The sequence below is a fragment of the Bacillus sp. AFS023182 genome, assembly GCF_002560575.1.
GTDB lineage: Bacteria > Bacillota > Bacilli > Bacillales > Bacillaceae_G > Bacillus_A > Bacillus_A arachidis.
Map to the genome: position 1 here is coordinate 58901 of NZ_NTRO01000060.1, position 26039 is coordinate 84939.

Below are 26039 nucleotides of genomic sequence, written 5' to 3' on the forward strand. Positions count from 1 at the left end.
GTTTTTTCATACAGTTGTTAGTTCTTGCTGTTTTGAAAAAATGTTCTTCTATTTTTAAGTAAATATGATTGGGGAGACAAAAGGTGAAAACATATATCATTCGTAGGTTTTTACAAATGATTCCTACATTGCTTGGTACATCTATTATTATCTTTTTCTTATTTGCCCTCCTGCCAGGCGATTATGTTGATTCGAATCCAAAGTTAACACCAGAACGCGCACAGGAATTAAGAGAATTGTATGGATTAAATAAACCTATTCTAGAAAGATACTTTCATTGGTTAGGTAATGCACTACATGGTGATTTTGGTTTTTCGTTGCAATATCAAGAACCTGTCACATCATTGCTTAATAAATTTATTTGGAATACCTTCATTGTTGCTGCTGCAGCTTTATTTTTTACTTGGATTATTGCACTTATTGTTGGGGTTGTTTCAGCAACAAAGCAACATTCGTGGTTTGACGCACTGGTAACAATCGGTGTTTTTGCAGCGATGTCATTTCCATCATTCTTTATCGGTCTATTTTTAATTAAAGTATTTGCTGTTGATCTTCATGTATTACCGATTGGTGGGATGATTAATATAGGAAGTAATTCGACAGGTTTTACGTACATATTGGAAGTACTTAGGCACATGATTTTGCCAGTGTTTATTTTAACACTCCTTGGTGTCGGCTCATTGACTCGTTATTTTAGAACGGGAATGCTTGAAGTTGTAAGACAAGATTATATCCGAACTGCTCGGGCAAAAGGGTTGAAAGAAAGAGTCGTTATTTATAAACATGCACTAAAAAATGCGATTTTACCAGCAATCACATTGCTTGCATTTGAATTACCAGGATTGTTCTCTGGTGCAATTATTATTGAACAAATTTTTAATTGGCCAGGAATTGGGACCATTCAATTAGAAGCGTTGAGTTTTCGAGATTATACAGTATTAATGGCATTTACAATGTTTCTCTCTTGCCTAACAATTATCGCAAACTTTTTAGCGGACATCGTTTATGCGATTGTCGATCCGCGTATTCGATTAAAGTAAGGGGGGAGAAAGATGGAGACTATTGTAACAGTAAAGAAGAAAAATAAGAAAAAAGGAAATGTAACTTCACCATGGCGACAGGCATTTACTAGAATTAAGAAAAATAAATTAGCGCTATTTGGATTTTATATTTTGATTTTTATGTTTGTATTTTGTTTTATCGGGCCATTTTTTTCACCATATGTTTCTGGAACAATTCAAGTAACACAAATTAATAAGCCACCAAGTTTTTCTCATTGGCTTGGTACAGATCCGCTTGGAAGAGATATTTTAACACGATTGATGCAGGCGGGAAGAATTTCATTAACAATTGGTTTAGCTTCGATGGTACTATCTGTCATACTTGGCGCGTTATTAGGGGCTATATCTGGTTTTTATCGTGGTGTTGTAGATCATATTATTATGCGTATTGCGGATGTGTTAATGTCTATTCCAGGATTGCCATTACTTATCATTATGGGTGCTATTTTATCAGAATGGAAACTTCCATCTGAATATCGACTTTATGTTGTTATGATTATGCTAAGTTTGATTGGATGGCCGGGGCTTGCACGCTTAGTGCGAGGGCAAATTTTAACACTTCGGGAACAATCATTTATGCAAGCTGCTGATGTATTAGGATTAAAGGATTATCGAAAGATTTTACATCATTTAATTCCGAATGTATTCCCTTTATTAATTGTTGTGGCAACGTTAGGCGTAGCGGGAGCTATTTTAAGTGAATCTGCATTAAGTTATCTAGGCCTTGGGGTTGTTCCACCAACACCATCATGGGGAAATATGATTAGTGCGGCAAACTCATTAATTGATTTCCAAAAACGTCCATGGTTATGGATTCCGCCCGGTTTTGCGATTTTTATAACAGTTGTATCAATTAACTTACTTGGTGATGCACTTCGTGATGCATTGGATCCAAAGATGAAGCGGTAGGTGAGGAAGCGTGAGTAGAGCAGTAGTAGAGTTAAAGGATTTACAAACCCACTTTCATACGGAGGAAGGTACAGTAAAAGCTGTGAATCATGTTAGCTTTTCTGTACGAGAAGGTGAAACGGTTTGTGTAGTGGGGGAATCAGGATGCGGAAAAAGTGTAACGGCTTTATCTATTATGGGACTCATTGCTGAATCTGGAGGTATTGTTGGTGGTGATATCCTTTATGAAGGCAAAAGTCTTTTAGGAATGAAAGAGCAGGAACTTCGCAGTTTAAGAGGAAATGAGATTGCGATGATTTTCCAGGAACCGATGACATCTCTTAATCCAGTATTTACTGTTGGAGAACAAATTGTAGAAACGTTAAGGGAACATGAATTGCTTAGTAAAAATGAGGCGTATAAAAAAGCAATTGAATTCATTCGTAAGGTCGGTATTGCACGTGCCGATGAAATTGTGCATTCATATCCACACGAGTTAAGTGGTGGAATGTTGCAACGGATTATGATTGCGATTGCACTGAGTTGTAATCCTAAACTATTAATTGCTGACGAGCCTACAACGGCTCTTGATGTTACAATCCAAGCACAAATATTAGATTTACTGAGACAGGTAAAAGAAGAATTTAAAACATCGATTTTATTAATTACACATGATTTAGGTGTTGTAGCAGAAATGGCAGATTATGTTGTAGTTATGTACGGTGGTAAAGTAATTGAAGAAGCGCCTGTGCTAGAGTTATTTCAAAATCCTAAACATCCATATACAAAAGGTCTACTAAAATCAAAACCAGTAATGGGAAAGCGAACAGATAAACTTTATTCTATCCCAGGGCAAGTTCCAAACTTAGCTGGCTTAGGGGAATTTTGCTACTTTAGTGGTCGCTGTGAACATTGCATGGAAATATGCAAAAATGAAGCACCCGGTCTTTTGATACATGAAGATCATCATAAAGTAGCTTGCTGGTTATATGAGGAGCGTGCTGAGTAATGAGTGAACCATTATTAGAGGTAAAGAATTTAAAAACGTATTTTCCAATTAAAGGTGGCATATTTAGTAGAACAATTGGGCATGTAAAAGCAGTAGATGGGGTAAGCTTCACTATTAATAAGGGTGAAGTGTTTGGACTAGTAGGTGAATCGGGAAGTGGAAAGACGACGATTGGGAAAACTATCCTGCGCCTTGTTCAAAAAACGGAGGGCGAAGTAAAATTTAAAGGGCAAGATGTTCACGTGTTATCAAAAGAGGAATTGCGAAAGCATCGTCCTAATATGCAACTTGTATTCCAAGATCCATTTAGTTCATTGAATCCACGAATGAGAATTGGAGAAGCACTTGGTGAACCAATGTTAGCACATGGTTTAGCTACGAAAGAGAATGTTCGTGAAAAAGTGCTAGAAGTACTAGAGTTATGTGGTTTAGCACCATATCATATTGATCGTTATCCGCATGAATTCTCTGGGGGACAACGTCAGCGTATCGTCATTGCAAGAGCGATGGTACTAAATCCAGAATTTATTGTTGCTGATGAACCTGTTGCAGCGTTAGATGTATCTATTCAAGCACAAATTATAAACTTGTTTAGTGAATTACAAGAAAAAAAGGGTTTATCCTATTTATTTATTTCACATGATTTAAGTGTTGTCGAACACTTATGTACAACAATTGGGATTATGTATTTAGGGACCATCGTGGAAACAGCCAATCGTGATGAATTGTTTGCAAATCCGCTTCATCCATATACGAAGGCGTTGTTATCAGCTGTACCAATTCCCGATCCAACTGTTAAGCGTGAAAGAATTATTCTTCAAGGAGATATTCCAAGTCCAGTAAATCCACCATCAGGCTGTCGTTTTCATACACGCTGCCCGTTTGTAACAGATATTTGTAAGCAGGCAGTGCCGGAATTCCGTGATGTTGGAGAAGGACATCTTGTTGCCTGTCATCATGTGTAAAAAAAGGGCTCTTCCAAATACGGAAGAGTCCGTTTCTCTTATTTACTTGCTGATGGCTGTTTTAGTACATACTGCTCAATTGCATGTGCAACACCATGCTTATCATTTGTTAATGTAACAACATCACATAATCTCTTTACATCTTCTTCAGCATTCCCCATCGCAACCGATAAGCCGGCTACTTCTAACATTGGTACATCGTTAAAGTTGTCCCCAATGGCAATGGTATCTTGAAGTGGAATATTGAAATAAGATGCCATTTCTTGTAATCCATTTCCTTTATGACCATGTTTGTCCATAATTTCTAAATTCGTCGGAGCTGATGCTGTAACCATAATTTCTTTATCTTCTTGTAAAGATTGCAGTAATTGTGAGCGATGCTCTGCATCAAACGTCAAAATAAAGAATTTCGATATTTCTAATTCGGGATTATTTACGACGTCTTCGATCTTTTGAAAATCGGTAATTAAGTTCGATTTTTTTTGCTTCTCTGTAATCCGTTCAAGTTCTTCAATTGTAACATCCAGCGTATGTTTATTTTTTTCGAATGCATGCATTACTTGTTCTTTCCAATTATCAGGAGAATAAACGCCTTTATTTGTGTACAGCTTATATGGAAAACCTTCAGATTCTAGTAATTTAGCAAGCTTGTATACTTTATCATTTTGTAAACAACGTGCGTTAATTACTTTTCCATCAACGTAAACAATTGCTCCATTGCTTGCTCCAACTGGAAGTGATAATTGGTACTCTTCCAATAGTTTTAAGGCATCTTCTTTTGCACGACCAGAACAAATCATGACAACATGACCGGCTGCTTTAGCATCAAGAATAGCTTGTAAATTTTCTTTGGAGATTTCAAGGTTAGATGATAATAGTGTACCATCCATATCTAGTGCGATTAATTTCAAACTGACCACCTCTTTGCTTTTATTATACATAGTTATCTTGAGGAAACATATAAACTTATCTTGGGCTTTATGGAAATGTTAATGAAACAAATCTTTAAAACGATTTCGAAAGGGTATGATGAGATAGAAAAAATGGAAGAGCGTTCATTCTTGCAAATTATGAAGAAGATAGATATTCCGTTGGATAAGATCTCAAATAGTGTAGAAAGAGAATATAAGGATGATATTTTTGTAACAAAAAGTAGTAGATGAGATACTCCATACTTTTGTTGCTACGTTTATTGCGTTTTGTAACTCAAATATTACATTAATGTTACAAACGTGTGCGTGTTAGAAAACGCCATACAAAGGGATTTATAAATGTTTTTTGATCGTATCGTAAAAAAAATGTAATAAATTTTATGTATTTATATTGCAGTATGAAAAAAGTTATGTTACATTAATGTTACAAACGTTACACGAATTAATTTAATGTAACGTTAAGATAAAAACTATGAATTAATCATTTCTTAGAAATTACATATAAATACCGATTGATAAGGAGAGAGTAACCATGAAAAACGAACAAGTATTACAAGTAACAAAAATGGATTTATTAGGATCAGCAGGTGGAGCAGCAGTATTAACAGCATTGATCGTACTTCTTTCTAACGTTTTAGTATAATAGAAACTTTGTACAAGCAGTAGAACGGATTATTGTATCAAATAAAAAAGTTGTGAACGGAAGGGAGAATGAAAAGCATGGAAAACAAAGAAGTATTACACGTAACAAAAATGGATTTATTAGGATCAGCGAGTGGAGCAGCAGTATTAACAGCATTGATCGTATTTCTTGCTAATGCATTAGTATAATAGAGGTTTTGTACAGAGAGTGGAATAAGTATTACAACAGGAAAAATAGTTGTGAATTGAAGGGAGAATAAGAGAAATGGAAAATAAAGAAGTATTAAAACTAACAAAAATGGATTTATTAGGATCAGCGAGTGGAGCAGCAGTATTAACAGCATTGATCGTATTTCTTTCAAGTGCATTAGTATAATAGAATAGTATAAAGAGTTACAAAAAGCTGAAAGGAGAATGAGGAGTATGGAACAGGTATTACAAGTAACAAAGATGGATTTATTAGGGGCAGCAGGTGGAGCAGCAGTATTAACAGCGCTTATTGTATTCCTTGCAAATGTATTAGTATGATAGGTATAGATAAGAGGGAATTCCCATATATTATTCGTACCATTATTCAAAAAAAATAAAGACTCTAACATATTATAGGTAGTTAATATGTTAGGGTCTTTTTTGTATTCTAATCGTTTTTTATTTGTTCTAGATCCACATCAGTAAATTATATCCTTATATGCATGGATTCCCTGTTATCTTAAAGAGAAAAAAGTCGAATTTTATATGGAAGAAAAAAGAGGTATTTAACAGAAAAGATAGAAAATTTTAAAAGTTAGAAATTTGTTAGCTTGCTAACTATTTTTTAAGTGGTATTTGGAAGCGCTTTCGATTAGTTCTCAGTATGTAACATTCAATTTATTTACAGGGGGATGAGGAATTTATGAAACAAAAATCTATGGATACGTTAGCTGCACAAATGGAAGATTTCTTTCCGGTACGTGATGTTGATCATTTAGAATTTTATGTGGGAAATGCAAAGCAATCAAGCTATTACCTTGCGAGAGCGTTCGGATTTAAAATTGTTGCTTATTCTGGATTAGAAACAGGAAACCGTGAAAAGGTTTCTTATGTTCTTGTGCAAAAAAACATGCGTTTTGTTGTGTCTGGGACTTTAAATAGTGATAGCCGTATTGCGGAATTTGTAAAGATCCATGGTGATGGAGTAAAAGATGTAGCTTTACTCGTTGATGATGTTGAAAAGGCCTATTCAGAGGCTGTAAAACGAGGTGCTGTTGCGATTGCTCCACCGGAAGAATTAACGGATGAACATGGGACATTAAAAAAGGCGGTTATCGGTACGTATGGTGATACAATCCATACCCTTGTGGAGCGTAAAAATTATAAAGGTAAATTTATGCCTGGTTATGAAGAAGTTGAATTTAATATTCCGAGTGAAGAAACAGGATTAATCGCTGTAGACCACGTTGTCGGCAACGTTGAAAAAATGGAAGAGTGGGTTAGCTATTACGAAAACGTTATGGGCTTTAAACAAATGATTCATTTTGATGACGATGATATTAGCACAGAGTATTCCGCATTAATGTCAAAAGTTATGACAAATGGAAGTCGTATTAAGTTTCCAATTAATGAACCGGCAGATGGAAAGCGAAAATCACAAATTCAGGAGTACTTAGAGTTTTATAATGGTGCGGGTGTACAGCATCTTGCGTTATTAACAAATGATATTGTGAAAACAGTTGAAGCGCTTCGTTCAAACGGAGTGGAGTTTTTGGATACACCAGATACGTATTACGAAGAGTTAACGGCGCGTGTTGGGAAAATCGATGAAGAAATTGACAAGTTAAAAGAGCTTAAGATTCTTGTAGATCGTGATGATGAAGGCTACTTACTACAAATTTTCACAAAGCCAATTGTAGATCGCCCAACATTATTTGTCGAAATTATTCAGCGTAAAGGTTCTCGTGGATTTGGCGAAGGAAACTTTAAAGCATTATTTGAATCCATTGAAAGAGAACAAGAGCGACGTGGAAATCTATAAAATTTTTTACTGATCAGTGGGAGCTATGTCTCCCACTGATTCAAGTTGTACTTTATATGAACAGTAAGGAGGGAAAGTGATGAAATTTATTACATTTCGTCTTCCTTCAGAGGGAATGCGTGCTGGTTGGCTTGAAGGTGACAAAGTAATTGATATGAATATAGCAAGTAATGGCACTCTTCCTTCATCTATGCTCGCTTTTTTAGAGAAAGCGGATGAGTATGCAGAAATAGTGCGTGGTATTCGAGAACCAACAAGTGGTGTGTACTCACTGGAAGATGTGGAGCTTTGTGCAGCCATTCCAAATCCAGGTAGTATTCGTGACTTTTATGCGTTTGAACAACATGTCAAAACGGCTCGTGGGCGTCGTGGTTTAGATGTCGTTCCAGAGTGGTATGATATTCCTGTTTTTTATTTTACAAATCACCGTGCCGTTATTGGGCCGGAAGCTTCTGTTTCTTGCCCGAAACAATCCCAAAAGCTTGATTACGAATTAGAAATTGCTTGTGTGATTGGGAAAGAAGGAAGAAATATTTCACGTGAACAAGCAGAAGAATATATTTTCGGTTATTGTATTATGAATGACTGGAGTGCAAGAGATTTGCAAGCCGAGGAGATGAAAGTAGGACTCGGTCCAGCAAAAGGAAAGGACTTCGCTACTTCATTAGGAGCTTATCTTGTTACAAAAGAGGAATTAGATGTTTATCGCACTGGTGAACGTTATAACTTAGAAATGACTGCTCATGTGAACGGAGAACTTTTGTCTAAAGGGAATTTCCGAGACATTTACTATACGTTTGCAGAAATGATAGAACGTGCTTCAGAGGATGTTACCTTATACCCAGGAGATGTAATCGGTTCTGGCACGGTTGGAACTGGATGTATTTTAGAACTTGGTACAGAAAAGTGGTTACAAGATGGTGACGTTGTAGAACTTACGATCACTGGGCTAGGCACAATGCGTAATACAGTGAAAAAAGAAATGAAAGCAGGTGATGGGCATGTATTATCGTCACATGGGGGAGCTTCCTCATAAGCGACACGTACAATTTCGTAAAGAAGATGGATCACTTTATCGTGAACAGGTGATGGGAACGAAAGGTTTCTCTGGTACACAATCTATTTTGTATCATCATTATATGCCAACAGAAGTAGGGCATGCTGCATTAGCATATTCTTGTCAGTTGCAGTATGAAGAAGACGTAGCGCTCGCCCATCGTCACTTTCGTACGAAAGAAAACAAGAAAACTGGAGATGTGATAAACGGAAGGAATTTTATATTAGGAAATGAAGATTTGTTAATTGGTGTTGTTAACCCAACAGAAAAAATGGATTATTTCTATCGTAATGGTGATGGAGATGAAATGTTATTTGTTCATTATGGAACTGGGAAAATTGAGACGATGTTCGGAACGATTCATTACCGGAAAGGTGATTATGTAACAATCCCAATCGGAACAATTTACCGAGTTATTCCAGATGAGGGAGAGTCTAAGTTTCTTGTTGTAGAAGCAAATAGCCAAATTACAACACCGCGTCGTTATCGTAATGAGTATGGTCAATTGTTAGAACATAGTCCTTTCTGTGAAAGAGATATCAGGGGGCCAGAGAAGTTAGAGACATACGATGAAAAAGGCGAGTTTGTCGTGATGACAAAGTCGAGAGGTTATATGCATAAGCATGTTATGCAGCATCATCCGTTAGATGTTGTCGGTTGGGATGGATATTTATATCCTTGGGTCTTTAATGTAGAAGATTTTGAACCGATTACTGGCCGTGTTCATCAGCCACCGCCAGTCCATCAAACTTTTGAAGGGCATAACTTTGTTATTTGTTCTTTTGTGCCGCGTTTATATGATTACCATCCAGAGGCAATCCCGGCACCGTATTATCATAGTAACGTAAATAGTGATGAAGTTCTTTATTATGTAGAAGGGAACTTTATGAGCAGAAAAGGCGTAGAAGAAGGCTCAATTACACTCCACCCGAGTGGTATTCCACACGGACCGCATCCTGGAAAAACAGAAGCAAGCTTAGGGAAAAAAGAAACAATTGAATTAGCGGTTATGATCGATACATTCCGTCCGCTCCGTATTGTGAAACAAGCACATGCGACGGAAGATGAGAAGTATATGTATAGCTGGATTGAAGAGGGTTCATATAATACGAAATAAAGTGAAACTCTAATCAGTGGGAGTCTATTCCCAGTTGATTATTAGCTCTCACGGGTAGCAATACTGCCCGCAAATGGCTAGATAAGAAGAGGCATACTCATAAAATGAGTTTGCCTCTTTCTTTAGTTGGAATCGACAATTTATAGAATATCAAAAATAATCATAAAAAGATATAGAGATATAGTTATATACAGTATTTACATATTGTTTATTGCTTGTTGATTATATAATTTTCTGTTTATTCCGACAAAGGTATTGACTAAGAAGTGTGTTGTAAGTAAAATAAAAATAATTAAATTTTCAGAAAATTGAAACTTAGAGGTGCATGCTATGAAGCAAATTTTTCAGAAAAAGCCAATTGCAAAATTACTGCAGGAAAGTAAACAGAAAACATTAGCAAGAACATTGGGAGCGCTAGATTTAACAATGCTTGGGATTGGGGCTATTGTTGGAACGGGGATTTTTGTTCTTACTGGTGTTGTGGCAGCGAAACATTCTGGACCAGCTATCATCTTGTCATTCGCTATAGCTGCATTAGCTTGTGCTTTTGCTGCATTCTGTTATGCAGAATTTGCATCTTCTGTTCCCGTTTCGGGAAGTGTTTACACGTATACATACGCGACGATGGGAGAGATATTTGCATTTTTAATTGGATGGGATTTAATGTTGGAATATTTATTAGCAACATCTGCGGTAGCTAATGGATGGTCTGCTTATTTCCAATCTTTATTAAAAGGCTTTGGAATTCACATTCCGACCATTCTATCTTCTGCTCCTGGAACGGGAAAGGGTGGCCTTATTGATTTACCAGCTGTCATTATCATTTTAATTATGACTGTTCTTTTATCTAGAGGTGTACGTGAAAGTGCTCGCGTAAACAATATTATGGTTTTTATTAAGATAGCAGTTGTATTACTCTTTATCTTTGCTGGTTTTACTTATGTAAAGCCGGAAAACTGGACACCGTTTATGCCGTTTGGTCTCGATGGCGTAATGGCTGGGGCTGCAACAGTATTCTTTGCATTCATTGGATTTGATGCTGTATCGACAGCAGCGGAGGAGGTAAAACGTCCGCAACGTGATTTACCAATTGGTATTATAGCATCCTTACTCATTTGTACCATTCTTTATATCGTTGTTTCACTTATTTTGACAGGGATTGTACCTTATGGTGAGCTGAATATTTCTGATCCGGTAGCTTTTGCACTTCAGTTTATTGGACAAGATGGTTTAGCAGGTGTTATCTCGGTAGGAGCAATTACAGGAATTACAACTGTAATGTTAGTTATGATGTATGGGCAGGTACGTGTTTCATATGCAATGAGTCGTGATGGATTACTGCCGAAGCGTCTTGCGAAAGTTCATCCGAAATTTAAAACACCATTTTTAAATACATGGACAACAGGTATTATAGCAGCGCTTATTTCAGGTCTTATTGATTTAAATGTACTAGCCCATCTTGTAAATATGGGGACATTATCCGCATTTGCACTTGTAGCTGTTGCTGTTATTGTAATGAGAAAAACACACCCAGATTTACCACGTGCTTTTAAAGCGCCGCTTGTGCCAGTTTTACCTGCGTTAACAGTTATCTTTTGTTTATATTTAATGCTTCAACTATCAGGAACCGCATGGATGAGCTTCGGTATTTGGATGGTGATTGGTGTAGCGGTTTACTTCTTATATAGTCGGAAGCATAGTGTTTTAAATAATAAAGAAGATAAGGAAGATGTAGCAAATTTATAGGAGAGGGATCCGTTCTAAATAGAATAGAACGGATCTTTTTATTTTGAAAATTTACAGTTTTCTAATATTGATATAAGATAAGGAGTGGCTGATTAAAGGGGTGTTGTAAATGAAAAAGACGTGGCGTGAGTTACAAGCGATGGATCGTAACGTGTGGATTCGTTTTATAGGGGAAACGTTGAATGGAATTGCAATGATGATGTTAATGCCGTTTTTTGCATTATATTTAAAAGATAAAGTAGATTCTTTATTAGAAGTAGGGGTCATTATGGCACTTTCTCCCATTGCAGCAAGTTTTGGTTCTCTAATAGGGGGGAGAATTGCTGATATATATGGTAGAAAACCCATTATGATATTTTCGATGGCGAGTAATGCATTGTTAATGCTTGGTTTTTTATTTATAGAAGGGTTTATTCCTTATGCTATTCTGTCTATTTTTTTAGGATTAAGTAACTCGCTATTCCATCCAGCAGCATCGGCGATGGTAGCGGACGTGACAGCACCTGACAAGAGAACAGAGGCGTACGGTTTATTACGAATGGGACATAATATTGGGGCAGCAATCGGGCCGATTATGGGGGCTTCGGTAGTTGTGCTTTCCAAAAATTTAGTGTTTATTATTGCTTCATCTACAATGCTATTTTATGCACTTCTTGTGTTAATGCTTATTCAAGAAACCATGCCAAAAGCTGCATTGAAAGAGCGAGGGGATACGAAAAAGGAATCAGAATCGGTTTGGAAAATTGTTCTGAGGGATAAGGTACTCATAATTTATTTATTGGCGGGTATTATTGTTTCCATGGGTTTTTCACAAACAGAAGGTATGCTCCCTCTTCATTTTGATAATGAAATGAAAGAGATATTTGGTAAAAACAACCCATATCCATATTTAATGGCTTTAAATGGACTTCTAGTTGTTTTATTCCAATTTCAAATTTCAAAATGGGCAACAGATAAACCGGTTGGAAAGACGATGTTATATGGAGCTTGTTTATTTGGAATTGGATTGCTTTTCATTGGTTGGTTACCTAAGTGGTTTGGTGAATCTGGAGCAAATGCTACGGTTATTTTAATAACATTACTTGTTGTTTATGCAGTATATACGCTAGGTGAAATGATTATGTCGCCTGTACAAATGACATTTGTTGCAAATTTAGCACCAGAGCATTTACGTGGAACATATATGGGGGCGGCGAGCTTACAGTGGATTACAGGGAATGCATTCGGCCCGCTTCTTGGCGGATTATTACTAGATCGATTGCTAGGGCACTTGTTGTTCACGGTTTTAGGAGTGGGATGTGTAATAGCAGGTCTTGTATATATTTCTTTAGATCGCCTTGTGGAACAAAGACAAAAGGAAGATGTGGTGAAACAATCCTCATAATTAATAGGTGACATACACATAAAGCGGTATTTCTTCATATATATAGGTGCATAACTAGAATAGGTCATAACTTTGTTGCAAGGAAAGATATGGAATTAGAATAACTGTTTATCCCGCTATTTGTAGCGGGTTGCCCGTAAAATTCCGATTGGTGAGTTCTGTCATTCAAGGGATTGGCATTTTATCCTGTTATTTAAGGGAAGTAAGGTCAATGCTGAGAAAAGTTTCACTTTATTTTAAATAGGACTGCCTATTTTTATAAAAAGTGCTAAAATAGAAAAATGAAAACAATTGGTTAGGGTGATTTCATTGACTAAAATTAAATTAGGTTTATTATATGGTGGAAAATCAGCAGAGCATCAAGTTTCATTACAAACAGCTCTTGCTGCGATTAAAGCATTAAATCAAGAAAAATTCGAGATTCATCCAATTTATATTACAGAGCAAGGCCAATGGATGCGTGGTGAGCGCATTGAAGGTGAAGTAACGAGTGTGCAGGCATTACAAATGAACGGAGAGGAGAATGCAATTTCTCCAGTATCATTAAGTTCAGAAATCATCCCTGTTTCTTCTTCTAAGCAAGAAGAGGCAATTGATGTTATTTTCCCATTGTTACACGGACCAAATGGTGAAGATGGAACGGTACAAGGGCTGTTAGAATTAATGAACATTCCATACGTTGGTAATGGTGTATTAGCATCAGCTGCTGGTATGGATAAAGTTGTTATGAAAAATATCTTTGCGGAAGCTGGATTAAAACAAGCGAAGTACGTATCTTTCATTCGTAGTATATGGGAGAAAAACCGTCAAGTAGCTTATGATAAAGTAGAAGAAAAACTAGGGTACCCATGTTTTGTAAAACCAGCAAACCTTGGATCAAGTGTTGGGATTAATAAATGTAAAGATCGTGAAGAATTAGAGAAAGCATTTGAAGAAGCGTTCCAATTTGACCGCAAGATTATTGTAGAAGAAAATATTGTTGGTCGTGAAGTGGAAGTTGGCGTTTTAGGAAATGATGAGCCGAAATGTTCTGTTGTAGGTGAAATTGTACCTAAGAAAGAATTTTATGATTATAAATCAAAATACATTGATGGTGATACAGCGCTAATTATTCCAGCTGAAATTACAGAAGAAGAGTCAGCTACGATTCAACGAGATGCAATTCTTGCGTTCCAATCATTAGATGGTGCTGGATTAACACGAGCGGATTTCTTCTTAACGAAAGATGGGGAAGTATATATTAATGAAGTAAATACAATGCCGGGATTTACGCCATTTAGTATGTTCCCATTATTATGGCAACATACTAACTTACCTTATCCAGAGTTGATTGAAGAATTAATTCGTTTGGCGATTGAGCGTCATGAAGAAAAGAAAAAAATTAAATATACAATCTAACAAAAAAGGGGGAAGCACTATTCAAGAGAATAGTGTTTCTTCTATGTAAGGAGTGTTTTTTTATGATAAAACGAACGTTAAAACAAATTGAACAAATGACGAATGGTACAGGGTTAGTAGAGGAATATGCCGAAATTATTGTACAGGGCGTATCAATTGATACACGCAAAATTGAAAAGAGTAATTTATATGTTCCGATTCAGGGCGAGCGTTTCGATGGACATTCTTTTGTAGAGAAAGCAATTGAAAATGGTGCTGTAGCTACACTTTGGAAAAAGGATGTACAAAATCCACCTACTAATATACCGGTGATTTTTGTAGAGGATACTCTATCCGCGTTGCAAACATTAGCGAAAAGTTATCGTGATCAGCTAGATGTGAAAGTTATAGGTGTAACAGGAAGTAATGGTAAAACGTCTACGAAAGATATTGTAACAAGCCTCCTTGCAACTAAATTTAAGGTTCAAAAAACAGAGGGAAACTTTAATAACCATATTGGTTTGCCGCTTACTATTTTAAGCTTAGAAGAAAATACAGAAATGGCTGTATTGGAGATGGGGATGTCTAGCCGAGGTGAAATTGAATTTTTATCTAAGTTAGCTCGCCCTAATGCTGCGATTATTACCAATATTGGGGAAGCACATTTGATGGATTTAGGTTCTCGTGATGCGATTGCTGAGGCGAAGCTTGAAATCGTGACTGGTTTACAAGAAGGTGGAGTATTTGTATACAATGGGGATGAACCTCTATTAACAAATCGTGTTCCACAGATGAATCTATCAGCAGAAACTGTTACATTTGGTGATGCGAGAGCAAATGATTATTATCCCACTTCAGTAACATTGCAAGCAACGGGTACGTATTTTAAAATGAATCAGGATGAGAATATTGTATTTTATCTTCCGGTTCTTGGGAAACATAATGTATATAATACGCTCGCATCAATGGCGATTGCAAAATACTTCGGTGTAACATGGGAAGAAATGAAACAGGGTTTAGTAACACTTCAAATGACAGGCATGCGTATGGAAATTGTGAAAGCAGAAAATGGGTTAACAATTATTAATGATGCATATAATGCAAGTCCAACAGCTATGGAAGCTGCATTTCATTTAATGAATGGTTTAGATGGATTTTCTAAAAAAGTTGTTGTTCTTGGTGATATGTTAGAACTTGGAAAACAAGAAGTGCAATTTCATTACGAAGTAGGTAAGCTAATTGATCCAGCTCGAATTTCCTATGTATTTACGTACGGTAGACTAGGTACTCAAATTGCTGAAGGGGCAAAAATTAATTTCCCTAATGAACGTGTAAAAGCATATGACAATAAAGAAGAACTTGTGAAAGATTTAAAAGCAATCATTGATGTGAAAGACGTTGTATTAGTGAAAGCATCTCGTGGAATGAAGTTAGAAGAAGTTATTACGATGTTGAAATAATTGGTGTGTGTAAATAGGGATGACAGATACAAAAATAGTGGAAACTGCTAATAAGCGCTTACAGTAAAAAAATGAAAAATAAAAGTAAAGAAAAAAGCTCTTTATATGAAATAAGGTAACAGTTGGGTTTGCTTTTTGCACATACAAAACTTATAATTGATAAAGTGTAATAACGTTTAGAAGTATTTTCGTGAAGAATATACGCCCGTTTATATACGTGAGAATTCAGGAAAAGGGCTTTTCCGCAAGTTCGGAAAATGCCTTTTTTTAAATGATAAGTATAGGATAGAAAAGGAGAAGTAACATTGACAACATTTCGAGAATTAGGATTAAGTGAGTCTTTACTGCAATCTGTTGAAAGTATGGGCTTTGAAGAGGCTACGCCGATCCAAGCTGAAACAATTCCACATGCATTGCAAGGTAAAGATATTATTGGGCAAGCGCAAACAGGTACAGGGAAAACAGCAGCATTTGGATTGCCACTATTAGACAAAGTGGATACACATAAAGAATCAGTTCAAGGTATTGTTATCGCGCCAACGCGTGAATTAGCAATTCAGGTTGGAGAAGAGCTTTACAAAATTGGTAAGCATAAACGCGTTCGTATTTTACCAATCTATGGTGGCCAAGATATTAACCGCCAAATTCGTGCTCTAAAAAAACACCCACACATTATTGTTGGTACGCCGGGACGTATTTTAGATCACATTAACCGTAAAACACTTCGTCTACAAAACGTAGAAACTGTTGTTCTTGACGAAGCAGATGAAATGTTAAACATGGGCTTCATTGAAGATATTGAAGCAATTTTAACAGATGTGCCAGAAACACACCAAACATTATTATTCTCAGCAACAATGCCAGACCCAATCCGTCGCATTGCTGAGCGTTTCATGACTGAACCTCAACACATTAAAGTAAAAGCAAAAGAAGTAACAATGCCAAACATTCAGCAGTTCTATTTAGAAGTGCAAGAAAAGAAAAAGTTTGACGTATTAACACGCTTATTAGATATTCAATCTCCAGAGCTTGCAATCGTATTTGGTCGCACAAAGCGTCGTGTTGATGAATTATCGGAAGCATTAAACTTACGTGGTTATGCAGCAGAAGGTATTCATGGTGATTTAACACAAGCGAAACGTATGTCTGTATTACGTAAATTTAAAGAAGGTTCTATTGAAGTGCTTGTTGCAACAGACGTTGCGGCGCGTGGTCTTGATATTTCAGGTGTAACACACGTATATAACTTCGATATTCCACAAGATCCAGAATCATATGTTCACCGTATTGGTCGTACTGGTCGTGCTGGTAAAAAAGGTATTGCAATGTTATTTGTAACACCACGTGAATCAGGACAATTAAAAAATATTGAGCGTACAACAAAACGTAAAATGGACCGCATGAATGCACCGACACTTGACGAAGCATTAGAAGGTCAACAACGTTTAATTGCAGAAAAACTTCAAAGCACAATTGAAAGTGATAACTTATCATACTACAAGCGTATTGCAGAAGAAATGTTAGAAGAGAATGACTCTGTAACAGTAGTAGCTGCTGCTTTAAAAATGATGACAAAAGAGCCAGATACAACTCCAATCGCTTTAACATCAGAACCACCAGTTGTTTCAAGAGGTGGCGGTTCTAAAAAACGCGGTGGTAACGGAAGTGGATACCGTGATGGTAACCGTAACCGTAGTCGTGATGGACGCGGCGGAGATGGTCGTAATCGTGATCGTAACCGTGATGGTCGTAATCGTGACGGTAACCGTGATGGTAACCGCAACCGTGGTGGTCGTAAAGGTGAAGGTCAAGGTCGCCCAGGATCTTCAAATGGACGCGGCGAAAGAAAACATCATAGCCGTAAACCACAAGCTTAATAAAAAAGAGGATGTCCCAAAAGGACATTCTCTTTTTTTATTTATGTAATTGTACATACTACATAGTAAGTTGTATAGAAAAGAGGTGTTTTATGCTTGTAAGACTTGGCTATGTGGCAATGAGTGTACACTTGAAAAATGCATCTCCGTCTCAAACAATGACATATGCGCAGTTTCAGCGTATGAAGGATCGAGAAGCGGCGATTCATAAACTTGAGAGAATTGCTAATTCTAATTTAGAAAATTGTTTGCGGCTATTAAAACATAATAAGGGGCATGATATATCTTTTTTTCGGCTTAGCTCAAAATTAATTCCTTTAGCAAATCATGAAGAATTGCTGGATTGGAACTATATTCGTCCCTTAAAGGAGAATTTAAAAGCATTAGGTGAATTTGCACATCAGATGAAGATGAGGCTCGATTTTCATCCGGATCATTTTGTTGTATTGAATTCTCCGCAAGAAAACATTTTTAAACAGTCAATAAAGACGCTTCAAATGCATCGAAAGTTGCTAAAAGGAATGGGGATAAAGCGAGGGCATCGCTGTGTGTTACATGTTGGTGGTGGATATGATGATAAAGAGCTTGCGTTAGAACGTTTTATTGAAAATTGGTCAAACGTTCCTGTGAGTATTCAAGAAATGATTATGTTAGAAAATGATGATACGACCTTTTCATTAAAAGAAACATTATATTTAGGTGAAAAATTGGCAGTTCCGGTTGTGTTTGATTTGCATCATCATATGATGAATAACGATGAAGAAGATTGGTATGAAAATTGGGAACGTGTAGTGGATACTTGGAAAACATCTTTATTGCCAATCAAAATGCATATTTCCAGCCCGAGAGAAGGAAATGACCCTAGAGCACACGCAGATTTTATTAATGTAGACACATTTTTATCATTTTTACAGAAGATCAAAGGTAGCGTTTCGCGAATTGATTGTATGATTGAAGCCAAAAAGAAGGATGAGTCGGTATTTCAACTAGTACGAGATCTTGGTACAAAACCAGAGGTGGAAATAATCGATGGTGGGAGCTTTTTTATTAAATAAGCTCTACACCATCGATTTTTTTGTTAAAAATGGGGTGCAAATGCCACCGATTAGTAATCCAGTTAAATGGCTAATAGGGTTAGCGGAAGGATTAAAGAAGGTGAAAAGAAGTAATAAAAAGATAATTGCAGAAAAGAAAACTAACTCTTTTGGCTGGTAAGATTGAGAGCGGCTATATAAAAGGAAAAGCTGTGCACCAAGTAATCCAAAAATTCCACCTGATGCGCCGGCATGAATATACCCAATAGGCATAATCATATAAGAAAAAATATTGCCACTAATGCCAGCTGTGAGAAATAAAATAGGGAAGCGAACGCTACCTAGCTGTTCTTCGATAGATTGACCGAGAAGAAGTAAACAAATGCTATTGGAAAGAAAGTGTTGAAAATCTACATGTATAAATAGTGAGGTTATAAATCGCCACCATTCTCCCTTAGAAATATATTCATTGTAAGCAGCTAAAGTAGAGAAGAAAAAATTTCCTAGTATCATCATGATGAGTTGCAAGCAAAGTAAAGCGAGAACGACAGGTTGTAAGGTAGTCCGAATACGTGTCATGGGCATTTTATATTTTCACTCCTTTTGCATCAGAAAGATTCTCTGTTATTCTTACAATATGAATGAAGGAAGATAAATAGAAGAAGGGGACTGTTGAAATGATTATAGGGATTGGAATTGATATTATCGAACTAAATCGAATTGAAAAAATGCTAGATGGAAAGCTTAAATTTATGGAACGTATTTTAACTGAGGAAGAACGTAATGTTGCTTCTGAATTAAAAGGAAATCGTCTTGTAGAATTTGTAGCGGGAAGGTTTGCAGCGAAAGAAGCATACTCTAAAGCGATTGGAACTGGTATTGGGAAAGAGGTGAGTTTTTTAGATATTGAAATAAAAAATGATGAAAGAGGTAAACCAGTTCTCACGGCGAATACGGAGCATATCGTTCATTTATCAATTAGCCATAGTAGAGAATTTGCAGTGGCTCAGGTTGTTTTAGAAAGCTCGTCACGCTAGTCTGCATATTTTATATCTTTGTCTCATATATTTGAGTTAGCGATAAGGAAGAAGTATCTTCCATTCATTTATAGGGGCAAGGGGGATGAAATGATGAAAAGGCGGCTATTTTTAGTTATTGTCGGTTTATTGACCGTTTTCGTGTTAGCAGGTTGTATGGAAAAGAAGCAGGAAGATGTTTTGCGAGATTTAGAAGCGAAGGTTAAGAATATGAAGAGCTATCAAGCTGAAGCAAAATTATCTATTAAAACGGGGAATGAACCACAAGAGTATAATGTGGAAGTGTGGCATAAGGAACCTTCTTATTATCGTGTGAATTTGAAGAATGCGAAGAAGGATCAGAGTCAAATCATTTTAAGAAATAATGAAGGTGTATTTGTATTAACACCATCCCTTAATAAAAGTTTTCGGTTCCAAAGCGACTGGCCGCAAAATAGCAGTCAGGCTTATTTATATGAATCACTTGTAAGAGATATTTTAACTGATAAAAATCTTTCATTTAAGAAAACGGATAAATATTATGTGTTTCAGACAAAAACGAATTATCACCATCAAAATATGCTACCAAAGCAAGAAATTAAATTTAATAAAAGTGATTTAGCTCCTGTTTCGGTAAAATTGATGGATAATGATCAAAATGTTTTTGTGAAAGTAGAATTCTCAAAAGTGAAGTTTGATACAAAGTTTGATAAGGGTGCATTTGATACGAAACAAAATATGTCTCGGGCACAAGTAGATGTGCAAACGACTGCGAAAGAAGATAAACCATTTGCTGTTCTATATCCAAGTGATACTCCGCAGGGGATGGTTTTAAACGAAGAGAAAGAGTTAAAGACGGCAAGTGGCAAGCGTGCGATACTCACATACACTGGAAACAAGAAATCCTTTACATTGATACAAGAAAAGGCGAAGGTTGCTGAAGCTTCAGCGTCAATAAGTGTAAGTGGAGAGTTAGTTGATCTAGGCTTTACAATTGGAGCGCTAACAAAAGACTCACTAACATGGTCTCATAATGGAGTGGAATATATGCTCGTGTCTAAAGGTTTGAAAACAGATGAGCTGTTAATGGTAGCTCGTTCTGTTGCAGAAAAGCAGGTGAAATAAACTTTTTAGACGTGGTGATATATATGCGCCACGTTTTTTTTTTGTCTTTGGGAATGGATTTCATAAAAAGATGAATATAAAAGAATGAGCTTCGCATATCGTATACAAGGAAGTGCTTTTTATGGAAGAATCAGCGTTTTACCGTGATACGTGGGTAGAAGTGAATTTGGATGCAATCTATAACAATGTAACAAACATCAAAGAAATTGTACCAGAAGATGTAGAGATTTTTGCTGTAGTGAAAGCAAACGCATATGGACATGACCATGTTCCAGTAGCAAGAACAGCGCTAGAAGCAGGTGCAACAAGATTAGCAGTTGCTTTTTTAGATGAGGCACTAGTGCTTAGGTGAGCTGGGATTACTGCATCAATTTTAGTAATAGGTCCTTCACCGCCATGTGATGTGAATGTTGCTGCTGAGAATGATGTAGCGCTAACTGTTTTTCAAAAGGAATGGGTTGAAGAGGCGATAGAAATTTGGGATAGCCCGTTCCCTATGAAGTTTCATATTAATTTCGATAGTGGTATGGGTAGGATTGGGATTCGTGAATGTAAAGAGCTAAAGGAATTCTTGAACAGCTTAGAAGATGCCCTGTTTTTAGAATTGGAAGGGGTATATACGCATTTTGCAACAGCGGATGAAGTGGAGATATCTTACTTTGATAAGCAGTATAACACTTTTTTAGAGCAACTGAGTTGGTTGAAAGCATTTGGGATGAACCCAACATTTATTCATACGGCATGGAGAAGTGGTAAAAGTAATAAACTATTTAAATGATATATAAATAAACATCTTAATAATGGTTATGACCTATAAAAATAATCCGTGGGGGGTTGACTATCGGTGAATGTTGCAGGCCTCCATTAATGGAAGGTTCGCATTGTTTTCTGTTAAGAAAGAGATAAAAAGTAAATGAAAGTGAATGTTTTGTTGGGGAATTGGAAAACATAAACAGGGAATAAGGAAGTCTTTGCAACAGGCTCCATACAATGGTATTATTACAATAGGTGTCATATATATTTGGGTGTGTAGTTGACGGTGGAGGTGTATTTTTGTGTCCGAATCAAGTGTAACTACTGAAATCGTGGTTCGGTTGCCGAAGCAAGTGGTAACGGAATTGGACGGAATTGGAAAACAAGAGAATAAGAATCGCCATGAACTAATTTGCCAGGCAACACAACTGTTATTGCGTCAACATAAGACGAAGAAACGCTACCAACATGAATCAATGCGACGTGGGTACATTGAAATGGGAAAAATTAATCTTGGTATTGCATCTGAAGCTTTCTTAGCAGAGTATGAAGCAGCTCATACAGTAGAACGCTTAGTTAGCGGGGGGTAATATTTTGATTGTAAAACGCGGCGACGTGTATTTTGCAGACCTTTCCCCAGTTGTTGGTTCTGAGCAAGGAGGCGTTCGTCCGGTTCTTGTCATTCAAAATGACATCGGGAATCGTTTTAGTCCGACTGTGATTGTAGCGGCTATTACTGCACAGATTCAGAAAGCAAAATTGCCCACGCATGTGGAAATTGATGCGAAAAAGTACGGGTTTGAGAGGGATTCTGTTATCTTGCTCGAGCAGATTCGAACAATCGATAAGCAACGCTTAACGGACAAAATCACTCATTTAGATGAGGTGATGATGAGTCGTGTAGATGAAGCTTTACAAATTAGTTTAGGACTAATAGATTTTTAAATCGGCAGTTTAAGTTGCTCTTTTTTAGGGGCAACTTTTTTTATTAGAGGAGGTTTCGGTTGTATATGGAAATGGTAGATAATCGGCAAGGGTTAATGAAAATGTTAGTGAAAGAATTAGGCTTTACAGAAAAGCAGGTTCGTCATGTGATTCAATTAACAGAAGAAGGTAACACAGTTCCATTTATTGCTCGTTACCGAAAGGAATGGACAGGCTCTTTAGATGAAGTGCAAATTCGTGCCATCTTAGAAAGATGGCAATATATGATGCAACTTGAAGATCGAAAAGAGGAGGTTCTTCGTCTCATTCATGAAAAGGGAAAATTAACTGAAGAGTTGCATCAGCATATTATATCTGCAACAAAACTACAAGAAGTGGAAGACTTGTACCGCCCGTATAAAGAAAAAAGAAGAACGAAAGCGACGATTGCTAAGGATAAGGGGCTTGAGCCTTTAGCTGAATGGTTACTTCTGTTTACGAAAGAAGACCCAAAAGCTAAGGCGAAAGAGTTTGTTAATGCTGAGAAAGAAGTGCAATCTGTCCAAGAAGCATTGCAAGGTGCGCAGGATATTATTGCAGAACTTGTATCAGATGATGCGGCGTATCGTAGTTGGATTCGTAATGTTACCTTTAGAAAAGGAATGATTGCGTCTTCTGTAAAAGATGAAGAAAAAGATGAAAAAAATATATATGAGATGTATTACGGCTATGAAGAGCCGTTGCAAAGGGTTGTACCTCATCGTGTATTAGCCATGAATCGTGGTGAGAAAGAAGAGGTTCTAAAAGTTTCTATTGTCTCACCGGTTGAAGAGATTGTTCGTTTTTTACATAAAAAGGTGATTCGGGATGTTTCTTCTAAAAGTGCAGAATATGTACAATTAGCGATTGAAGATGGATATAAGAGGTTAATACAGCCATCAATTGAAAGGGAAATTCGAAAAGAATTAACTGAAACAGCAGAAGAACAAGCAATTCATATTTTCTCTGAGAATTTACGTAATTTATTATTACAGCCACCAATGAAAGGGAAAGTGGTATTAGCGGTAGATCCTGCGTATCGAACAGGTTGTAAGTTATCAGTGGTAGATGATACAGGGAAAGTTCTGTATATTGGTGTTATTTATCCGCATCCACCTGTTCGGAAGTATGAAGATGCAAAAGAAAAAGTTATTTCTATTATAGATAAATATCAAGTTCAGATGATTGCGATTGGAAATGGTACAGCCTCTAGGGAAACAGAAGAGTTTATAGTGGATGTCTTACAATTAGTGCCACAAGATGTATTTTATATTATTGTCAACGAAGCGGGTGCTAGTGTATATTCAGCTTCTGATTTAGCTCGTGAAGAATTTCCGGATTTGCAAGTTGAAGAAAGAAGTGCCGTTTCGATTGGAAGACGTCTACAAGATCCGCTTGCAGAACTTGTGAAAATTGATCCGAAATCAGTTGGGGTAGGACAATATCAACATGATGTATCACAAAAGAGATTAAATGAATCATTAACATTTGTTGTGGAAACAGCTGTTAACCAAGTAGGAGTGAACGTGAATACGGCCTCTGTAGCACTATTACAATACGTTTCTGGATTATCAAAAACAGTTGCGAAAAATATTGTAAACAAACGTGAAGAAGACGGGAAATTTACTAAGCGTACAGAATTAAAGAAAATACCACGATTAGGTGCTAAAACGTATGAACAATGTATTGGGTTTTTACGTATATTAGAAGGTGAAAATCCACTTGATAGAACAAGTATTCATCCAGAGCAGTATAAAAATGTTGAATTATTATTAAAAAGTTTAGGATTATCGATTGATGATGTAGGACAACAGCATTTGCAAAAGTGTTTAGAAGGAGTGGAGCTTTCTAAATTATCTCAAGCGACGAATATTGGTGAGCCGACATTAATCGATATTATAGATGCTTTAATTAGTCCAGAACGAGATATGCGTGATGAATTGCCAAAGCCACTTTTGAAAAAGGGAATTCTCAAATTAGAAGATTTAAAGCGCGGTATGGAGTTAGAAGGAACGGTGCGAAATGTTGTTGACTTCGGTGCATTTGTTGATATTGGTGTGAAACAAGATGGTTTAGTACATATTTCTAAACTGAGCAAACAGTTTGTGAAGCATCCGTTAGATGTGGTGTCTGTCGGGCAGATTGTAAAAGTATGGGTAGATGATGTTGATATGAAGAAAGGGCGTGTTGCCTTATCGATGTTACCTATTGAATAATGATGGAAGTAGGTATAACATTGCTTTTTTTCATGAACGGATGTTAGTAAAAATTTAAATAGTGGGGGTTCTTCAGCCCCCACTGATTAAACATTCACTTTATCAGGAATTTTGATGCGTTCTGCTATAATAAAACCAGCACTCATTTAACAACTTAATTTGATACCGGTTTTTTTCGAAATATGCGCGTTGCATTTGTTTTCGGAGCCATGTAGGCATAAGAATCCCTCCTTGTTTAATCCGGCTCTAACAAGCAGCTCCCTACACACTAAGATAAGATTCAAAGTAAGTGAAAAGCTCAATCTTAGGAACTGCTTATAAGAGTTTGGTTAGCGAAGTTCCATGAATAGATGTGGAAGAGGCTAGTTCATAGAAGTTGCGCTTTTTGAATGAGGATGGGTATATGTACTACTTAATATATGTATAAGAAAGAAGAAAAGTGTAAGTTTATTTTTAGTTTTTAGGGGGATGAAAATGAATGGAAAAGAAATTCAAAGACTTGTAGAAGAAATATCGTTGCAATATTTCGGGAGGGCTTTTTTACATAAAGCAATGTTCAATAAACGACTACGTACAACTGGTGGAAGGTATTTGCTCAGAAGTCATAATATAGAATTAAACTATCGTCATTACGAAGTGTATGGAAAAGAAGAATTAATTGGCATTATTAAGCATGAGTTGTGCCATTATCATTTGCACATTATGGGGAGAGGGTATCAACATCGAGATCGAGATTTTCGTCAGTTATTAAAAGAGGTTGGAGCCCCTAGATTTTGTAAGAGAATAACAGGTGAGAGAACAGAGCCTAAAACACATGTGTATGAATGCATGGAATGTACGCTTCAATATTTAAGAAGGCGTCAAATCAATACAAAAAGATATGTTTGCGGAAAGTGTAAGGGGAAATTAAAAGAGATAAAAAACACCTTGACAGTTAAAAATCAATCCAGTATATTATAAACATGTCACGTTTGTACAAGATGTTGTATAAATGACTTGACTTACAATATGAATTTTTATAAGATGTAAATTGTCTTTCTTATTCCGCAGTAGCTCAGTGGTAGAGCTATCGGCTGTTAACCGATCGGTCGTAGGTTCGAGTCCTACCTGCGGAGCCATACAGAGAAGTACCCAAGTGGCTCAAGGGGCTCCCCTGCTAAGGGAGTAGATCGCTAACGCGGTGCGAGGGTTCGAATCCCTTCTTCTCTGCCATTTTATTGGCCCGTTGGTCAAGTGGTTAAGACACCGCCCTTTCACGGCGGTAACACGGGTTCGAATCCCGTACGGGTCACCACTTTTGGAGGATTAGCTCAGCTGGGAGAGCACCTGCCTTACAAGCAGGGGGTCGGCGGTTCGATCCCGTCATCCTCCACCATATATAAATAGTATCGTCGCGGGGTGGAGCA

General features: G+C 36.9%; 27 protein-coding genes, 4 tRNA genes and 1 pseudogene. 29 read left to right on the forward strand and 3 right to left on the reverse strand.

Annotation, left to right across the window (positions count from 1 at the left end; genetic code table 11):
* Positions 1 to 83: 83 nt before the first annotated feature.
* The 4 genes from CN288_RS22170 to CN288_RS22185 are packed head-to-tail and all read left to right on the forward strand — an operon-like array spanning position 84 to position 3923.
* Complete coding sequence (locus CN288_RS22170; protein ID WP_026592752.1) at positions 84 to 1040, forward strand: ABC transporter permease; 957 nt, start codon at positions 84 to 86, stop codon at positions 1038 to 1040.
* A 12-nt stretch (positions 1041 to 1052) separates the two neighbouring features.
* The gene (gene opp4C, locus CN288_RS22175) at positions 1053 to 1970 is read left to right on the forward strand and encodes an oligopeptide ABC transporter permease (RefSeq protein WP_026592753.1); all 918 of its coding nucleotides are present in this window, start codon (positions 1053 to 1055) and stop codon (positions 1968 to 1970) included.
* Positions 1971 to 1980: 10 nt separating this feature from the next.
* Positions 1981 to 2958 (forward strand): ABC transporter ATP-binding protein, encoded by a 978-nt coding sequence (locus CN288_RS22180; protein ID WP_098303112.1) that lies wholly within the window; start codon positions 1981 to 1983, stop codon positions 2956 to 2958.
* On the forward strand, positions 2958 to 3923 hold the full coding sequence (locus CN288_RS22185; protein ID WP_026592755.1) for an ABC transporter ATP-binding protein: 966 nt from the start codon (positions 2958 to 2960) through the stop codon (positions 3921 to 3923). The genes CN288_RS22180 and CN288_RS22185 overlap by 1 nt, the downstream gene beginning before the upstream one ends.
* Before the next feature lie 38 nt (positions 3924 to 3961).
* Here CN288_RS22185 and CN288_RS22190 read toward each other — a convergent pair whose 3' ends face one another.
* Positions 3962 to 4834: a Cof-type HAD-IIB family hydrolase gene (locus CN288_RS22190; RefSeq protein ID WP_369680629.1), complete on the reverse strand. Its 873-nt coding sequence runs from the start codon at positions 4832 to 4834 to the stop codon at positions 3962 to 3964.
* Between the two features lie 81 nt (positions 4835 to 4915).
* Between CN288_RS22190 and CN288_RS28980 the strand changes: the two genes are divergently transcribed.
* The 14 genes from CN288_RS28980 (at position 4916) to uvsE (ending at position 18581) form a co-directional block, all read left to right on the forward strand.
* A complete protein-coding gene (locus tag CN288_RS28980) occupies positions 4916 to 5086 on the forward strand; it encodes a hypothetical protein (RefSeq protein ID WP_176527718.1) in 171 nt (56 codons plus the stop codon).
* Positions 5087 to 5387: 301 nt separating this feature from the next.
* A complete protein-coding gene (locus tag CN288_RS22200) occupies positions 5388 to 5498 on the forward strand; it encodes a DUF3948 family protein (RefSeq protein ID WP_026592758.1) in 111 nt (36 codons plus the stop codon).
* Between the two features lie 77 nt (positions 5499 to 5575).
* A complete protein-coding gene (locus CN288_RS22205) occupies positions 5576 to 5686 on the forward strand; it encodes a DUF3948 family protein (RefSeq protein ID WP_026592759.1) in 111 nt (36 codons plus the stop codon).
* A gap of 76 nt (positions 5687 to 5762) precedes the next feature.
* Positions 5763 to 5873, forward strand: a complete 111-nt coding sequence (locus tag CN288_RS22210) for a DUF3948 family protein (protein WP_026592760.1) — start codon at positions 5763 to 5765, stop codon at positions 5871 to 5873.
* A 38-nt stretch (positions 5874 to 5911) separates the two neighbouring features.
* Positions 5912 to 6025, forward strand: a complete 114-nt coding sequence (locus tag CN288_RS22215; RefSeq protein ID WP_035415253.1) for a DUF3948 family protein — start codon at positions 5912 to 5914, stop codon at positions 6023 to 6025.
* Between the two features lie 364 nt (positions 6026 to 6389).
* Positions 6390 to 7508, forward strand: coding sequence for a 4-hydroxyphenylpyruvate dioxygenase (gene hppD / locus CN288_RS22220; protein WP_026592762.1), 1119 nt, complete (start codon positions 6390 to 6392; stop codon positions 7506 to 7508).
* Between the two features lie 79 nt (positions 7509 to 7587).
* Positions 7588 to 8544, forward strand: a complete 957-nt coding sequence (locus CN288_RS22225) for a fumarylacetoacetate hydrolase family protein (protein ID WP_026592763.1) — start codon at positions 7588 to 7590, stop codon at positions 8542 to 8544.
* The gene (locus tag CN288_RS22230; RefSeq protein WP_026592764.1) at positions 8510 to 9682 is read left to right on the forward strand and encodes a homogentisate 1,2-dioxygenase; all 1173 of its coding nucleotides are present in this window, start codon (positions 8510 to 8512) and stop codon (positions 9680 to 9682) included. The genes CN288_RS22225 and CN288_RS22230 overlap by 35 nt, the downstream gene beginning before the upstream one ends.
* A gap of 330 nt (positions 9683 to 10012) precedes the next feature.
* Positions 10013 to 11428: an amino acid permease gene (locus tag CN288_RS22235; protein ID WP_026592765.1), complete on the forward strand. Its 1416-nt coding sequence runs from the start codon at positions 10013 to 10015 to the stop codon at positions 11426 to 11428.
* Between the two features lie 109 nt (positions 11429 to 11537).
* Positions 11538 to 12812 carry an MDR family MFS transporter gene (locus CN288_RS22240; protein WP_026592766.1) on the forward strand — a complete coding sequence of 425 codons (1275 nt, stop codon included), beginning with the start codon at positions 11538 to 11540 and terminating at the stop codon, positions 12810 to 12812.
* Positions 12813 to 13121: 309 nt separating this feature from the next.
* Positions 13122 to 14210 (forward strand): D-alanine--D-alanine ligase, encoded by a 1089-nt coding sequence (locus tag CN288_RS22245; protein ID WP_026592767.1) that lies wholly within the window; start codon positions 13122 to 13124, stop codon positions 14208 to 14210.
* A 62-nt stretch (positions 14211 to 14272) separates the two neighbouring features.
* Positions 14273 to 15649 (forward strand): UDP-N-acetylmuramoyl-tripeptide--D-alanyl-D-alanine ligase, encoded by a 1377-nt coding sequence (locus CN288_RS22250; RefSeq protein WP_098303115.1) that lies wholly within the window; start codon positions 14273 to 14275, stop codon positions 15647 to 15649.
* Positions 15650 to 15954: 305 nt separating this feature from the next.
* Entirely contained in the window at positions 15955 to 17526 is a 1572-nt protein-coding gene (locus CN288_RS22255; protein WP_090694137.1) for a DEAD/DEAH box helicase, read from the forward strand.
* 92 nt (positions 17527 to 17618) lie between these two features.
* Positions 17619 to 18581 carry a UV DNA damage repair endonuclease UvsE gene (gene uvsE / locus CN288_RS22260; protein WP_026592770.1) on the forward strand — a complete coding sequence of 321 codons (963 nt, stop codon included), beginning with the start codon at positions 17619 to 17621 and terminating at the stop codon, positions 18579 to 18581.
* Positions 18582 to 18584: 3 nt separating this feature from the next.
* Here uvsE and CN288_RS22265 read toward each other — a convergent pair whose 3' ends face one another.
* Entirely contained in the window at positions 18585 to 19145 is a 561-nt protein-coding gene (locus tag CN288_RS22265) for a rhomboid family intramembrane serine protease (protein WP_081811071.1), read from the reverse strand.
* Between the two features lie 92 nt (positions 19146 to 19237).
* Between CN288_RS22265 and acpS the strand changes: the two genes are divergently transcribed.
* From acpS to CN288_RS22295, 6 genes and pseudogenes are all read left to right on the forward strand, one after another.
* Complete coding sequence (acpS, locus tag CN288_RS22270; protein ID WP_026592771.1) at positions 19238 to 19597, forward strand: holo-ACP synthase; 360 nt, start codon at positions 19238 to 19240, stop codon at positions 19595 to 19597.
* Positions 19598 to 19753: 156 nt separating this feature from the next.
* The gene (locus CN288_RS22275) at positions 19754 to 20701 is read left to right on the forward strand and encodes a LolA family protein (RefSeq protein WP_141527996.1); all 948 of its coding nucleotides are present in this window, start codon (positions 19754 to 19756) and stop codon (positions 20699 to 20701) included.
* A 121-nt stretch (positions 20702 to 20822) separates the two neighbouring features.
* A pseudogene (gene alr / locus CN288_RS22280) lies at positions 20823 to 21443 on the forward strand (alanine racemase); the annotation flags it as partial.
* A gap of 313 nt (positions 21444 to 21756) precedes the next feature.
* The gene (locus tag CN288_RS22285; RefSeq protein WP_000004571.1) at positions 21757 to 22044 is read left to right on the forward strand and encodes an antitoxin EndoAI; all 288 of its coding nucleotides are present in this window, start codon (positions 21757 to 21759) and stop codon (positions 22042 to 22044) included.
* A gap of 4 nt (positions 22045 to 22048) precedes the next feature.
* Positions 22049 to 22399 (forward strand): type II toxin-antitoxin system endoribonuclease NdoA, encoded by a 351-nt coding sequence (gene ndoA / locus CN288_RS22290; RefSeq protein ID WP_000635965.1) that lies wholly within the window; start codon positions 22049 to 22051, stop codon positions 22397 to 22399.
* Positions 22400 to 22464: 65 nt separating this feature from the next.
* Positions 22465 to 24633 carry a Tex family protein gene (locus tag CN288_RS22295; RefSeq protein WP_026592775.1) on the forward strand — a complete coding sequence of 723 codons (2169 nt, stop codon included), beginning with the start codon at positions 22465 to 22467 and terminating at the stop codon, positions 24631 to 24633.
* A 102-nt stretch (positions 24634 to 24735) separates the two neighbouring features.
* Here CN288_RS22295 and cmpA read toward each other — a convergent pair whose 3' ends face one another.
* Positions 24736 to 24852 carry a cortex morphogenetic protein CmpA gene (gene cmpA, locus CN288_RS22300; RefSeq protein ID WP_090694145.1) on the reverse strand — a complete coding sequence of 39 codons (117 nt, stop codon included), beginning with the start codon at positions 24850 to 24852 and terminating at the stop codon, positions 24736 to 24738.
* Between the two features lie 255 nt (positions 24853 to 25107).
* Between cmpA and CN288_RS22305 the strand changes: the two genes are divergently transcribed.
* The 5 genes from CN288_RS22305 to CN288_RS22325 all read left to right on the forward strand — a co-directional run bounded on the left by CN288_RS22305 (position 25108) and on the right by CN288_RS22325 (position 26008).
* Complete coding sequence (locus CN288_RS22305) at positions 25108 to 25593, forward strand: SprT family protein (RefSeq protein ID WP_026592776.1); 486 nt, start codon at positions 25108 to 25110, stop codon at positions 25591 to 25593.
* An 83-nt stretch (positions 25594 to 25676) separates the two neighbouring features.
* A tRNA-Asn gene (locus CN288_RS22310) sits at positions 25677 to 25751 on the forward strand.
* Between the two features lie 3 nt (positions 25752 to 25754).
* Positions 25755 to 25845: transfer RNA gene (locus tag CN288_RS22315), tRNA-Ser, on the forward strand.
* Between the two features lie 7 nt (positions 25846 to 25852).
* A tRNA-Glu gene (locus tag CN288_RS22320) sits at positions 25853 to 25927 on the forward strand.
* 5 nt (positions 25928 to 25932) lie between these two features.
* Positions 25933 to 26008 (forward strand) — tRNA-Val (locus CN288_RS22325).
* Positions 26009 to 26039 lie beyond the last annotated feature (31 nt).